Source organism: Dickeya oryzae, from assembly GCF_009372235.1.
GTDB classification, from domain to species: Bacteria; Pseudomonadota; Gammaproteobacteria; order Enterobacterales; family Enterobacteriaceae; genus Dickeya; species Dickeya oryzae.
This window is the reverse complement of sequence record NZ_ML762923.1, coordinates 14,662-29,012: the sequence shown is the minus strand read 5'-3', so window position 1 is coordinate 29,012 and position 14,351 is coordinate 14,662. Positions and strand designations below refer to the sequence as shown.

General features: G+C 55.9%; 12 protein-coding genes. 7 read left to right on the top strand and 5 right to left on the bottom strand.

Annotated features, from left to right (window positions below; translation table 11 throughout):
- Window positions 1–6: 6 nt before the first annotated feature.
- From phrB to FAZ14_RS09000, 3 genes are all read right to left on the bottom strand, one after another.
- Window positions 7–1,452: a deoxyribodipyrimidine photo-lyase gene (gene phrB, locus FAZ14_RS09010; protein WP_153508413.1), complete on the bottom strand. Its 1,446-nt coding sequence runs from the start codon at window positions 1,450–1,452 to the stop codon at window positions 7–9.
- A gap of 163 nt (window positions 1,453–1,615) precedes the next feature.
- Window positions 1,616–2,575, bottom strand: coding sequence for a YbgA family protein (locus FAZ14_RS09005; protein ID WP_038925197.1), 960 nt, complete (start codon window positions 2,573–2,575; stop codon window positions 1,616–1,618).
- Between the two features lie 271 nt (window positions 2,576–2,846).
- On the bottom strand, window positions 2,847–3,053 hold the full coding sequence (locus FAZ14_RS09000; protein ID WP_016941950.1) for a DUF2517 family protein: 207 nt from the start codon (window positions 3,051–3,053) through the stop codon (window positions 2,847–2,849).
- A gap of 332 nt (window positions 3,054–3,385) precedes the next feature.
- Between FAZ14_RS09000 and kdpF the strand changes: the two genes are divergently transcribed.
- The 7 genes from kdpF to FAZ14_RS08965 all read left to right on the top strand — a co-directional run bounded on the left by kdpF (window position 3,386) and on the right by FAZ14_RS08965 (window position 11,911).
- Window positions 3,386–3,553, top strand: coding sequence for a K(+)-transporting ATPase subunit F (gene kdpF / locus FAZ14_RS20465; protein ID WP_420890248.1), 168 nt, complete (start codon window positions 3,386–3,388; stop codon window positions 3,551–3,553).
- Entirely contained in the window at window positions 3,553–5,238 is a 1,686-nt protein-coding gene (gene kdpA / locus FAZ14_RS08990) for a potassium-transporting ATPase subunit KdpA (RefSeq protein WP_016941952.1), read from the top strand. The genes kdpF and kdpA overlap by 1 nt, the downstream gene beginning before the upstream one ends.
- A gap of 14 nt (window positions 5,239–5,252) precedes the next feature.
- On the top strand, window positions 5,253–7,319 hold the full coding sequence (gene kdpB, locus FAZ14_RS08985; RefSeq protein WP_038925195.1) for a potassium-transporting ATPase subunit KdpB: 2,067 nt from the start codon (window positions 5,253–5,255) through the stop codon (window positions 7,317–7,319).
- Between the two features lie 15 nt (window positions 7,320–7,334).
- Window positions 7,335–7,910, top strand: coding sequence for a potassium-transporting ATPase subunit KdpC (kdpC, locus tag FAZ14_RS08980; RefSeq protein ID WP_153508412.1), 576 nt, complete (start codon window positions 7,335–7,337; stop codon window positions 7,908–7,910).
- A 50-nt stretch (window positions 7,911–7,960) separates the two neighbouring features.
- Complete coding sequence (gene kdpD, locus FAZ14_RS08975; RefSeq protein WP_153508411.1) at window positions 7,961–10,690, top strand: two-component system sensor histidine kinase KdpD; 2,730 nt, start codon at window positions 7,961–7,963, stop codon at window positions 10,688–10,690.
- Window positions 10,687–11,376 carry a two-component system response regulator KdpE gene (kdpE, locus tag FAZ14_RS08970; RefSeq protein WP_029456409.1) on the top strand — a complete coding sequence of 230 codons (690 nt, stop codon included), beginning with the start codon at window positions 10,687–10,689 and terminating at the stop codon, window positions 11,374–11,376. Before kdpD ends, kdpE begins: the two co-directional genes overlap by 4 nt.
- A 106-nt stretch (window positions 11,377–11,482) precedes the next feature.
- Window positions 11,483–11,911: an EamA family transporter gene (locus FAZ14_RS08965; protein WP_153508410.1), complete on the top strand. Its 429-nt coding sequence runs from the start codon at window positions 11,483–11,485 to the stop codon at window positions 11,909–11,911.
- 63 nt (window positions 11,912–11,974) lie between these two features.
- Here the strand turns inward: FAZ14_RS08965 and pgm are convergent, their stop codons facing one another.
- Both pgm and seqA read right to left on the bottom strand, forming a co-directional pair.
- A complete protein-coding gene (gene pgm, locus FAZ14_RS08960) occupies window positions 11,975–13,618 on the bottom strand; it encodes a phosphoglucomutase (alpha-D-glucose-1,6-bisphosphate-dependent) (protein ID WP_153508409.1) in 1,644 nt (547 codons plus the stop codon).
- Window positions 13,619–13,643: 25 nt separating this feature from the next.
- Window positions 13,644–14,180 carry a replication initiation negative regulator SeqA gene (gene seqA, locus FAZ14_RS08955; protein WP_153508408.1) on the bottom strand — a complete coding sequence of 179 codons (537 nt, stop codon included), beginning with the start codon at window positions 14,178–14,180 and terminating at the stop codon, window positions 13,644–13,646.
- Window positions 14,181–14,351 lie beyond the last annotated feature (171 nt).

Genomic DNA, 14,351 nt, shown 5'->3' with positions numbered 1-14,351 from the left:
TGCTCCTTAATGCTGTTGTGGCGATGATGCCGCTTCCTGCCTGGCAGCCTCGAATGCTGCCAGCGTGCGCGTGCGCGCCTGTTTATGATCGACAATCGGTGCCGGATAATCGATACGCCGGTGCTGGCGGGCAGCCCAGTCATGGGGCTGATGGACCGCCTTGCCCGGAATCTGCGCCAGTTCGGGTATCCAATATCGAATGAACTCACCGTCCGGGTCGAAGCGCTCACCCTGAGTGGTCGGATTGAAAATACGGAAATATGGCGCAGCGTCGGTACCGGTGGAGGCAGCCCACTGCCAGCCGCCATTATTGGCCGCCAAATCGCCGTCCAATAGACGGCTCATGAAATAACGCTCACCTTCACGCCAGTCGATCAGGAGATCTTTCACCAGAAAACTGGCGCAGATCATGCGAAGCCGGTTATGCATCCAGCCGGTCTGATTTAACTGACGCATCGCCGCATCAACGATAGGATACCCCGTTTCCCCGCGCTGCCACGCGGCCAGTTCATCCGGGGCGTTGCGCCAGGCTACGCGCCGCGTCCAGCCAATAAACGGCTGGTGCCGACACAACGACGGGCTAAACACCAACAGGTGGCGGTAAAACTCACGCCATACCAGCTCGTTGAACCAGGTAAACGCGCCGCTTTCCGGCCGGGCCAACCAGTCCGGGTGTTCCATTCTTAACCGGTTGAAACACTGGCGTGGTGACAGCACTCCCAGCGCCAGATAGGGTGATAGCTTGCTGGTAGCAGGTCGCGCAGGCAGGTCGCGTAACTCATGGTAGAACGCCACCCGTTCGCGGCAAAACTGACGCAGACGCTGCACCGCCGCCGTTTCACCAACCGGAAAATCGGCATGCACCTCAGCTTGCGGATAATCGAACGGTGCCAGCGGCACCAGCGTGACATCCCCCTGCTGTCGGGCTACCGGCGCAGGTAACGAGCTGACATCCTGCTGTTGCAGGCGTTTGATAAAGGCAGAGCGGAATGGTGTAAACACCTTGTACATATCACCAGACCCGGTCACCACGCTGCCCGGCGGTAATAACAGGCTGTCATCAAACGTCCGACACACGGTCACACCCGCCAAAGCCTGAGTCAGTTGCTCATCGCGCTGGCGTTCATTCCATTCATACTGGCGGTTGTAAAACAACTGCGTGACCTGACGCTCGCGGCAAAAATCAGCCAGCCAGCGCACACTGGTGGCAAAATCATCACATTGCTGGTAGTGCAGCGGGATGCCTTTCTCCTGCAGTGCCTGTTGCAGACAGCGTAAATTACCCAGTAAAAAAGCGGCCTGACAGGGTGCCATATCATGGCTGGCCCACTGCTGCGGCGTGGCGATAAACACCGCTTCCACCCGCGCGTCAGCATCCTGACAGGCGGCGTGTAACGCCAGATTATCGGTAAGGCGTAAATCGTGGCGAAACCAAACCAAATGTGTGGTCATGAACCATCCTTAACGTCGTACTACTAAAACGCAAACCTGACTTAACGCCTCTCCCGGCAGGCGAGCGCAGCGAATCAACCGGAGCGTACACGGAGTGCGTGAGGATTTCGAGCACTGCCCAGAGCCAAAATAGCACGTGAAATAGCCTTAATGAGACAGGCACTTAGTGACCATAGCGTAACCGCAGTGCTTCCGGGTAAGGATCAAAATAACGCTGCTGCGACAACCACGCATCCGGGTATTCTGTCATGTAATGACGTAACAAAGTAAGCGGTGCCAGTAAGGGTTGGACGCCCTGTCGATAGCGCTCGATCAACTGAGCTAGCTCCTGCCGCTGCCCGGCGGTCAACTGACGGCGAAAATATCCCTGCACATGCATCAACACGTTGGTGTGATTACGGCGAGAAGCGGGATGAGACAACAGCGTCATTAATCGCAACCGGTACTGTGCCGCAAACGCATCCAGAGAATCCCACTGGTCAATTGCGGCGACAAACGGTCCCAGTTCGCGGTACGCCGGTTGCGAGTGCGCCAGTAACAACAATTTATAACGACTGTGGAAGCTCATGAGTGCACTACGGCTCAATCCTCTTTGCCATAGCTGATTGAATTCGTGGAGCGCATAAACCCGGGTAATGAAATTCTCACGCAGCATCGGGTCGTGCAGGCGGCCATCTTCTTCCACCGGTAGCCACGGCAACGTTTGTTGTAATTGGCGGGTAAACAACCCCACCCCGCTTTTACGTGCGTTATTTTGGGCAACCTCATACACCTTCACCCGCTCCATGCCGCAACTGGGTGATTTGGCACAAACAATATAGCCACACAGATGCGCCAGCTCCGCCGTTCTGGCAGCAGAAAACGCGGCCATTTCTTCCGTCGCATCCAGCCCAGAGCCATTGCTGGCTAGCAACCGGATGTCCCCTGAATCCGACTTCACCAGCCGCAATGCCGGGCGCGGTACCGGCAAGCCTATCGCCATCTCCGGGCATGTCGGCTCAAAATGAAAATAAGGCGCTAACTGTTCAACGGCAAAAGCCAGCCGTTTGTGCCCACCATCAAAACGTACCGGATTGCCCAGCAGGCACGCACTAATACCAACGGAAATCAGATCGGCAGTCATGATATCTATCCCCTTGATTAAAAGAGAGTGCTATTGCCATAGCATAGCAGAGCGCAGGAAAACGCCGCACAGAGAAGCGGTCAGAGAATCAGTAAAAGCAGCAGGAAAAAACGGGTGGGCAAGGCGATGAGATAGCAAAAAGCGATTACGCAACGAAAAGCAATGCTAGAGGAAAAAATTACACCACAGGAAAGCAAAAAGACGTAAAAAGAAGCGGCAGATCATCAAAAAGGCGCAACGGTCACCGGGGCTTCCCGTCACACACAGTCAATCAGTAAAAATACCCGGCGGCGTGCTCCGACTGATCCAGCCACACCGGCTTGTCGCTGGTTTTAAGCCATACGCGGTGCAAGTAGCTATAAAAACGCGCACGGCCAGGCCAGAACAGCATGACCGGCAGCGCCAGCATACCCGCCAACACCACGACGATGCGGCGCAGCACAACCCGATACCAAGGATACACAACATAAGACATCATAATTCCCCTTCCAAACACACCATGACCTGATTAAATTCTACACTCATCGGACCAGATAACAACACAAAAACTACCTATTTTTTCATATTCATCAATAAGTTAAATTTAGGTTAATTTTTTAACCCCTGCGTTACACCTCGTTCTCTCGTCTTTGCATCACACGAGAGAGACACGACTAACTCATCACTACCCCACTGTCACTCTGGCGGTAGCCTAACTGACGAATCTTTCACCATTTTTATACTTTTTTTACGCCCGCTCACTGGAAATTTGCACCTTCTTTTTCCCAACCTGCGTAGCCTGAATCATGCAGCAAGACGCCCATTATTCAGGTGTGCGGTCATCAGCAGGATACCGCAGCCGAACAGGGCGACGGCAGGATAAATGTGTCAACACCGTTGGAGGTGACTGTGAATATTGGCCTGGTGGCAGGCGGTATACTGGTGGTTTTACTGCTGGTTTACCTTTTTTATGCATTGCTTAACGCGGAGGAATTCTGATGCCCAGCGATGCTTTTTTACTCATCGTCAGTCTGTTTGCACTCCTGCTAGTGCTGGCACAACCGCTCGGCCAGTTTATGGCCCGGCTGGTGGAAGGGGAAACCGGCGTATTACGCCGTTATGAACTGAGCGTAGCCCGACTGTGCGGCTTTTCAACCCGTGAAATGGGCTGGCAGCACTACGCGATCGCCATTCTGGCGTTCAATTTGTTGGGTATCGTGCTGCTGTTTCTGATACTCCTGTACCAGGATCATTTGCCGTTGAACCCACAACAGATGCCGGGGATGTCCTGGCATCTGGCGCTCAACACCGCAATCAGTTTTGTTACCAACACCGACTGGCAGGCTTACAGCGGGGAAAGTACCCTGAGCTATTTCAGCCAGATGGTCGGGCTGACGGTGCAGAACTTTTTGTCCGCTGCGACCGGTATCGCCGTCGCATTCGTGCTGATGCGGGCCTTTGCTCGCCGCACCACCCATGAATTAGGCAACGCCTGGTTGGATCTGCTGCGTATCAATCTGTATCTGCTGCTGCCGATTTCATTGCTGCTCAGCCTGTTCTTCATCAGCCAAGGGAGCATTCAAAACTTCCTGCCTTACCAGCATATCACCACACTGGAAGGGGCATCTCAGGTGCTGCCGATGGGGCCATTGGCCTCACAGGAAGCGATAAAAATGCTGGGCACCAACGGCGGCGGCTTTTTTGGCGCCAACTCGGCCCACCCGTTCGAAAACCCGAATGCATTGACTAACTTCGTGCAGATGCTGTCCATTCTGCTGATCCCCGCCGCGCTGTGCTTTGCCTTTGGTCGGGTGGTCAACGACCGACGTCAGGGCCATACCCTGCTGTGGGCCATGTCTCTGATGCTGATCGTCGCGACGGTAGTCGTGATGTATGCCGAAGTGAGTGGTAACCCACACCTGCTATCGCTGGGGGCAGACAGTGCGCAAAACATGGAAGGTAAAGAGTCACGTTTCGGAGTACTGACATCAGCCTTTTTCGCCGCCATTACCACCGCCACGTCTTGTGGTGCAGTTAACGCCATGCACGATTCATTTACCGCGATGGGTGGTCTGATCCCGATGTGGTTGATGCAGATTGGCGAAGTCATCTTCGGCGGCGTAGGTTCCGGTTTTTACGGCATGCTGGTGTTCGTTTTGCTGACTGTCTTTATCGCCGGACTGATGATTGGCCGCACTCCGGAATACCTGGGTAAGAAAATCGAGGCCTGGGAAATGAAAATGGCGGCACTGGCTATTCTCATCACCCCAGCACTGGTGTTACTGGGTACGGCACTGGCGCTCAGTACCGAAGCGGGTCGCGCCGGTATTCTGAACCCCGGAGCACACGGTTTTAGCGAGGTGCTGTATGCCTACTCGTCTGCCGCCAACAACAACGGCAGCGCGTTTGGTGGTCTCACCGTCAACACCCCGTTTTACGACGTGACGTTGGGCATCGCCATGCTGGTAGGGCGTTTCTCATCGCTGATTCCAGTGCTGGCTATCGCCGGTTCACTGGTGGCGAAAAAACGCCAACCAGAAACCCAAGGGTCGTTATCCACCCGTGGTCCGCTGTTTATCGGCCTGCTCATCGCCATCATTTTACTGATTAGCGCGTTGAACTTTATCCCTGCCCTGGCACTGGGTCCTGTTGCCGAGCAGTTACAGTCAAGTCTGGTTCACTGAGCCGGAGAAAAAAGATGATTCGTAAACAGCAAACGCTTTTTGATTCCGCACTGTTGCGTAATGCGCTGGTGGATTCAGTAAAAAAACTCGACCCACGCATCCAGTGGCGCAACCCGGTGATGTTCGTGGTGTATATCGGCAGCCTGCTGACAACCGGTATCTGGCTGGCCATCGCCAGCGGCCATACCGATGGTAGTGCCGGTTTCACCGGTGCTGTCGCGCTGTGGTTGTGGGTAACGGTCTTGTTCGCCAATTTCGCTGAAGCACTGGCGGAAGGCCGCAGCAAAGCACAGGCAGAAGCCCTGAAAGGGGTGAAGAAAACCAGTTGGGCCAACAAGCTGACCACCCCGCATCATGATGCGGCAACCCAGCAGGTACCGGCTGATAGCTTGCGTAAAGGTGACATCGTACTGGTGTCCGCCGGTGAGATGATCCCCTGCGACGGTGAAGTGCTGGAAGGTGGTGCCTCGGTGGATGAAAGCGCCATCACCGGTGAATCCGCACCGGTGATCCGCGAATCCGGCGGCGATTTCGCCTCGGTCACCGGCGGTACCCGCGTACTGTCCGACTGGCTGGTAATCCAGTGCACCGTCAACCCCGGCGAAACCTTTATCGACCGCATGATCGCCATGGTGGAAAACGCCAAACGTCGTAAGACGCCGAACGAAGTCGCACTGACTATTTTGCTGGTGGAACTCACCATCATCTTCCTGCTGGTGGTCGCGACGTTATCGCCGTTTTCCTGGTTTAGCGTGCTGGCTAACAACAGCGGTTCAGTCATCAGTATCACCGTTCTGGTGGCGCTGCTGGTGTGTCTGATCCCTACCACTATCGGTGGATTGTTGTCTGCCATCGGTATCGCCGGTATGAGCCGCATGCTCGGTGCCAACGTCATCGCCACCAGTGGTCGTGCTGTCGAGGCCGCTGGCGACATCGATGTGCTGCTGCTGGACAAAACCGGCACCATCACGCTCGGCAACCGTCAGGCGTCAGCGTTTCTGCCTGCACAGGGAGTCAGTGAACAAGCGCTGGCCGACGCGGCGCAACTGGCGTCACTGGCGGATGAAACGCCGGAAGGTCGCAGCATCGTGGTGCTGGCAAAACAACGCTTTGGCCTGCGTGAACGCGCGCTACAGGATTTGGATGCCACCTTCGTGCCGTTCTCAGCACAAACACGCATGAGTGGTGTCAATATCCAGGGTCGCACTATCCGCAAAGGCGCAGTGGACGCACTGCGTCGCTACATTGAAGCCAATCAGGGTCATTTCCCAGCCGAAGTGGACGACGCCGTCACCAGCGTTGCACGACAAGGCAGCACCCCGTTAGTGGTGGCGGAAGGCAAACGCGTATTGGGCGTCGTGGCACTGAAAGATATCGTCAAAGGCGGTATCAAGGAACGCTTCGCTGAACTGCGCCGTATGGGGATCAAAACCGTCATGATCACCGGCGATAACCCGCTGACTGCCGCCGCCATCGCCGCCGAGGCAGGCGTAGACGACTTCCTGTCGGAAGCCACGCCGGAAGCCAAGCTGGCGCTGATTCGTCAGTATCAGGCGGAAGGTCGCATGGTCGCCATGACCGGTGACGGCACCAACGACGCTCCGGCGCTGGCGCAAGCCGATGTGGCGGTAGCCATGAACTCCGGGACTCAGGCGGCTAAAGAAGCGGGTAACATGGTGGATCTGGACTCAAACCCCACCAAGCTTATCGAAGTGGTACACATCGGCAAACAGATGCTGATGACCCGAGGGTCACTCACCACCTTTAGTATCGCCAACGATGTGGCCAAGTACTTCGCTATCATCCCGGCGGCGTTCGCGGCAACCTATCCGCAGCTAAACGCACTTAACGTCATGCACCTGCACTCCCCCGCGTCGGCAATGTTGTCTGCGGTGATCTTCAACGCACTGATTATCGTGTTCCTGATCCCGTTAGCGCTGAAAGGGATTAGCTACAAACCCATGAGTGCGGCGGCATTGCTGAGCCGTAATCTGTGGATTTACGGGCTGGGCGGCCTGCTGGTGCCGTTCATCGGTATCAAGCTGATAGACCTGATCCTGACCGTCACCGGACTGGCGTAACCAAAGGTAATCATCATGAATTATATTCGTTCTTCTCTGGTGCTATTGCTGCTGATGACCCTGATAACCGGCGTGGGTTATCCCTTGTTGGCGACAGCGCTGGGGCAATTGCTGTTCCCGGCGCAGGCCAACGGTTCGCTGCTCTACCAACAGGACAAACCGGTTGGATCGTCACTGATAGGCCAGGCATTCAGCCGTGACGGGTACTTCCAGGGACGCCCGTCCGCGACCTCAGACAGTGCCTACAACACAATGGCATCTGGTGGCAGCAATCTGGCGGTCAGTAACCCGGCGCTGGACAAAGCCATCAGCCAGAATGTCGCCGCCTGGCATCAGCGTCATGGTGATAACGATGCCGTACCGGTCGATCTGGTCACGGCATCGGCCAGCGGCCTTGACCCGCACATTTCGGTACAAGCGGCACGTTATCAGGCCGGACTGGTCGCCAAAGCCCGCGGTTTGTCGCAGGATCAGGTGGATCAATTAATCAATAGCCATACCTACACGCCAATGCCCGCATTTATCGGTGCACCGATAGTGAATGTCGTAGAATTGAATATGGCGCTGGATACGCTTAAACCGCTTCCCTGATTAAAGAACCGCGGTGTCGACAGAACAGACCCGATTGATGAGGAACAGAAATGACCGACGAGGAACAACGTCGACCCGACCCGGACAGCCTCTTAAGCCAGATTGAGGAACAGCCGCGCGGTAAACTCAAAATCTTCTTCGGCGCTTGTGCAGGCGTAGGTAAAACCTACGCCATGCTACAGGAAGCGCAGCGTCTGAAAGCACAAGGACTGGACGTACTGGTCGGGGTGGTGGAAACCCACGGACGCAGCGAAACTGCGGCGCTGGTGGAAGGCCTGCCCTCCCTGCCGATGAAGAAGATCAGCCACTACGGTCGCCATCATCATGAGTTTGATCTGGATGGGGCGCTGGCACGGTGTCCGGCAATCATCCTGATCGACGAACTGGCGCACAGCAATATTCGCGGTTCTCGTCACCCCAAACGCTGGCAGGACGTTCAGGAACTGTTGGATGCTGGCATCGACGTCTTCACCACCGTCAACGTGCAGCATCTGGAAAGTCTTAATGACATCGTCGGCGGTGTCACCGGTATCCGGGTACGGGAAACCGTCCCCGACCCGATTTTTGACGACGCTAACGAGGTGGTGTTGGTGGACCTGCCACCTGACGACTTACGTCAGCGTCTTAATGAAGGCAAAGTTTACCTGCCGATGCAGGCAGAACGCGCCATCGAAAACTTCTTTCGCAAAGGCAATCTGCTCGCCTTACGTGAGCTTGCACTGCGGCGTATGGCCGACCGGGTAGACGATGAGATGCGCGCGATGCGCGCCAGTCAGGGGCGTGAGCGGGTCTGGCATACCCGCGATGCTATCTTGCTGTGTATCGGTCGCGGTGTGGGCAATGAAAAACTGGTGCGCACCGCCGCCCGTCTGGCTGCCCGCCTGGGCAGCATCTGGCATGCGGTGTATGTTGAAACCCCCGGTTTGCATCGTCTGCCAGAAGGCGAGCGACGGGCCATCCTGCGCGCCCTGAAGTTGGCGCAGGATTTAGGGGCGGAAACCGCCACCTTGTCTGACCCTTCGGTAGAGCGCGCGGTATTGCGTTACGCCCGCGATCATAATCTCGGCAAAATCGTCATTGGGCGTCATACCGAGCAAAAACTCGGCTGGTGGCGTCGCACCCGCTTTGCCGAGAAGCTCGGCAAGTTAGGGCCGGACCTCGATTTGGTGGTGGTATCTGTGCAGGACGACACCACGCCACCACCGCCCAAAGCCCCCGATAGCCGAGGCATTACCGACAAATGGCGACTACAGCTCTACGGTTGCGCTGTGGCGATGCTGCTGTGCACGCTGATCACCCTGCTGGCACTGTGGTCGCCCTTCTCAATGCTGGAACCGGCCAACCTGGTGATGCTCTACCTGCTGGCCGTGGTGCTTATTGCACTGTTTTATGGCCGCTGGCCATCGGTCTTCGCCGCCTTCATCAACGTCGCCAGTTTTGATCTATTTTTCGTGGTGCCGAAAGGTACCTTCGCCGTCGCCGACGCACAGTATCTGGTCACGTTTGCGGTGATGCTGACTATCGGTATTCTGGTGGGGAATCTGACGGCCGGGGTACGTTATCAGGCCCGTGTCGCCCGCTACCGGGAGCAGCGGGTGCGTCATCTGTACGAAATGTCCAAAGCACTCAACCGCAGCCTGTCGGTTGAGGATATCGCCAAAGCCAGCCACCATTTTCTGCGCTCCACATTTCAGGCCAAGATAGCCATTTTGCTGGCTGAGCCATTGTCTGCGCCGACAGCAGAGTTACAGCAGGTTGCGCTTGATGAACCTGAGCAGTTGATCGTCGATAAGGCGATTGCTCGCTGGAGTTATGACCATGCCGCACCTGCCGGTGCCGGTACCGCCACACTGCCGGGCGTGCCTTACCAATTGCTGCCGCTGACCACGTCGCAGCTGACGTTTGGCGTCATCGCCGTCGAGCCAGCCAACGCGCGTCAGTTAATGATCCCGGAACAGCAGCGCATGCTGGAAACCTTTACGGTGCTGATCACTAACGCCCTGGAGCGTCTGCATCTGGTTAACAGCACCGAAAATGCACGTCTGGACGCCGAACGCGAGCAACTGCGCAACTCGCTGCTGGCCGCGCTGTCCCACGATTTACGCACTCCGCTGACGGTACTGTTCGGTCAGGCTGAAATCCTGACGCTCAATCTGGCCTCCGAAGGTTCCCCTTATGCCCCACAGGCCAGTCAAATACGCCAGCACATTCTCAGTACCACGCGTCTGGTTAACAACTTGCTGGACATGGCACGCATCCAGTCTGATGGCTTTAATTTGCGCAAAGAGTGGCAAACACTGGAAGAGTTGACCGGAAGCGCATTACGGCAGTTGGAAAACTCGCTGGCAAGCAATACTATTCACTTACGGTTGCCGCAGGACATGATACTGCTGTACTGCGACGCCAGCCTGATCGAACGGGTGCTGATCAATCTGCTGGAAAACGCCATCAAATACGCGGGTGAGCAGGCGACCATTACCCTTTCTGCCAGTCGACTCTCCTCATCAGCGTCCGGCGATATGCTGGAAGTGCAGATTCAGGATAACGGCCCAGGCATCCCCAGCGGTCAGGAAAAAATCATTTTCGACAAGTTTGCCCGTGGGCACAAAGAGTCTTCGATTCCCGGCGTTGGGCTGGGACTGGCGATTTGCCGGGCGATTGTAGAAATTCACGGCGGGAAAATCTGGGCCACCAACGCAGACGAAGGCGGCGCAGTGTTCCATTTTACCCTGCCGCTGGGTGCGCCACCGGCGCTCGAACCTGAAGAGATGGAGTCCTGACCCTGTTACAGACCAACATACTGATCGTAGAAGATGAAAAAGAGATCCGGCGTTTTGTCCGTAACGCGCTGGAAGGTGAAGGCTGTCGCGTGTTTGAAGCCGAAACGCTGCAACGGGGGTTGATTGAAGCCGCGACACGTAAACCGGACCTCATTATTCTTGATCTGGGTCTGCCCGATGGCGACGGCATTGATTACATCCGGGATCTGCGGCAGTGGAGTGCCATCCCGGTTATCGTGTTATCAGCCCGCACCGACGAACAGGACAAAATCGCCGCACTGGATGCCGGTGCCGAGGACTATCTCACTAAGCCCTTTGGCATTGGCGAACTGCTGGCACGTTCACGGGTCGCGTTACGTCGTTTTAGTACTCCCCAGCAGGAAACCCCGCTGATTACCTTTTCCAATGTCACCGTGGATTTGATCAACCGCCAGGTTATCCGCAATCAGCAGGAACTGCACCTGACGCCTATCGAATTCCGGCTGCTATCCACCCTGCTCGCCAGCCCCGGCAAAGTGCTGACACAGCGCCAACTGCTCAATCAGGTCTGGGGTCCTAACGCGGTGGAACACAGCCATTACCTGCGTATCTATATGGGGCATTTACGCCAAAAACTGGAAGATGACCCGGCTCGCCCACGTCACTTTTTGACTGAAACCGCCATCGGCTATCGGTTTATGCCCTAAACACCCAGATACTGACGCCTGACGCAACTGGTGTCCTGCCAGCATCAAGCGTAGCATCCCGGCTTTTAGCCACGAGAAGACCATCAATTAAAGAGAAAATAATCGGATGAGTAGCTGGTTACTTTACGCCTTACTGTCGGCGCTATGCGCTGCGCTGGTGGCGCTGTTTGGTAAAATCGGCCTGCAACAGTTGGATGCCAATACCGCTACCGCCATTCGTGCCGTGATTATGGCGTTGTTTCTGGTTGGCGTGGTGGTGGTGCAAGGCAAGTCCTCACTGTTCGCCACCGTACTGGCCAACCATAAAGCGATGTTGTTTATCGTATTGAGTGGTGTGGCAGGGGCACTGTCCTGGTTGTTTTATTTTATGGCTCTGAAAAGCGGTAGCGTCGCGCAGGTAGCGCCCATCGACAAACTCAGTGTGGTGTTTGCCGTCATTCTGGCTGTGCTACTGCTGGGTGAAAAAATATCGCTGCTGGCGGGAGTGGGTGTCGCGCTCATTTCTGTCGGCGCGTTGCTGGTGGCATTGGGATAAGTCAGGTCACCGCCATAAAAAAGGCGCTGTTTACACAGCGCCCTGATTACCGCTGATGGCTCATTACTTCGCGTTGCTCAGCACCGCGCTAACGATTTCCACCGCTTCTTTCTCGATTTTTTCACGGTGTTCAGCACCGAGGAAACTTTCGCAATAAATCTTGTAAGCCTCTTCCGTGCCAGACGGGCGAGCGGCAAACCAGCCGTTATCGGTCATCACTTTCAGGCCGCCAATCGACGCGCCATTACCGGGCGCAGCAGTCAGACGGGCGGTGATCGGGTCGCCTGCCAGCGTACTGGCGGATACCATTTCCGGTGACAGCTTCGACAAGGCCGCTTTCTGCGCATGGGTTGCCGATGCCTGTAAACGGTTGTAGCTCGGTGCGCCAAAACGTGCCGCCAACTCATCATAATGCTGCTGTGGGTTCTTACCGGTTACTGCAGTGATTTCTGCAGCCAGCAGGCACAGAATGATACCGTCTTTATCCGTTGACCAGGGCTTGCCGTCAAAACGCAGGAACGAAGCACCAGCGCTCTCTTCGCCGCCAAAGCCCAGCGTACCGTCAAACAAACCGTCCACAAACCATTTGAAACCGACCGGCACTTCCACCAGTTTACGGCCCAGGTCGGCCACCACACGGTCGATCATCGCACTGGATACCAATGTTTTGCCCACCGCGACCGACTCACTCCATTGCGGACGATGACGGAACAGATAGTTGATAGCGACAGCCAAATAGTGGTTCGGGTTCATCAACCCAGCCGGGGTGACGATGCCGTGGCGGTCATAATCTGGATCGTTGGCAAAGGCGAGGTCAAATTTATCGCGCAACGACAGCAGACCAGACATCGCCGAAACCGATGAGCAGTCCATACGGATAACACCATCGTGGTCCAGCGTCATAAAGCGGAACGTCTGATCGATAGCATCATTAACCAGTGTCAGATCCAGTTGGTAGCGCTCAGCGATGCGCTGCCAGTAGGCAATACCGGAGCCACCGAGCGGATCCACGCCAAGTTTCAGACCCGCACGCTGGATAGCGGCCATGTCCACCACGTCACCCAACGACTCGACATACGCCTCAACCAGATCACGTTCATGCAGGTGGCCGCTCTGGCGTGCGCGGTCCAGCGACTGGCGCTTCACGTCACGCAAGTTATCTGCCAGCAATGCATTAGCTCGTTCTTCAATCACGCTGGTGAGATTGGTATCCGCCGGGCCACCATTAGGCGGGTTGTACTTAATACCACCGTCTTCCGGCGGGTTATGCGATGGGGTAATCACGATACCGTCCGCCAGTGCACCGCCCTGGCGGTTGTGCACCAGAATCGCGTTCGACACCGCCGGTGTTGGGGTAAACCCGTTATCCTGCTGGATAATGACGTCGACACCGTTGGCGGTCAGCACTTCCAACACGGAAATGAACGCCGGCTCAGACAACGCGTGGGTGTCTTTGCCCACATAGCATGGCCCCGTGATGCCCTGACGGCTGCGCTCTTCAGCAATCGCCTGGGCAATCGCCAGAATATGGGCTTCATTGAAACTGTGGCGGGCGGCACTGCCGCGGTGGCCTGAAGTACCGAACTTAACCGACTGAGCCGGATTGCTCACATCCGGGCTCAACACATAATACTGTGACGTCAACTGTGCGACATTAATCAGGTCGCTTTGCCGGGTAGGTTGTCCGGCTCTTGGGTGATTAGCCATTGGCGTTTCTTCCTGACGCAGTGATTTAAATGGTGCCGCAAACTTTCTCTGTCAGTTCCGGCGGGAACTGCATCGCCAGCATGATGTCTTCAACCATGCTACGTTTACGACCGGTATTGGTATTGGTGATAACCCAGTAAGGCGTGCCTTCAATGAGGCGAGGTTTAGTCTGGGCACCGTGCAGCAACAAGGTCTGCTCGTCAGCCGCAAAATAAACGCGGGTACGACCGTGCAACGATTCAGTAGCCGCCGCAAACTCTTGTGGCGATAAGCTATGCAGGGTAGACAGCACCATCAGGAAACGATTGACCGCCCTACTCTGCTCGGCGTATTCATCCGACAACAGTAACTCGCGCACGGTTCTCACCCGGTCACGCGGCGGCTGCGCAACGGCAGGCTGGGCAATTGTCGACTCTGCTGTCGGCACTACTGCCACCGACGCTGGCTGCGCGTTACTGAATTTCAGCATGCGCCGTAAAATATCTGATGCACTCTCGCCGATATGCTGAGTGTGGCTGGCGATATAACGGTAAAGCTCGTCGTCGACCTCAATAGTTTTCATCTTTATCCAGTACTGTTTTATGTCTTTAATTAATCATCGGGAATTATACAGGCTATGCGCAACCCACGAACAGCAGCAGACAGCGGAGATAACATATTCAGGATTATCCTGAACGTGCTGCGCATCCTGTACATGAACACCCTGCACATGAACGCAGCTTTCCGCCTGCTG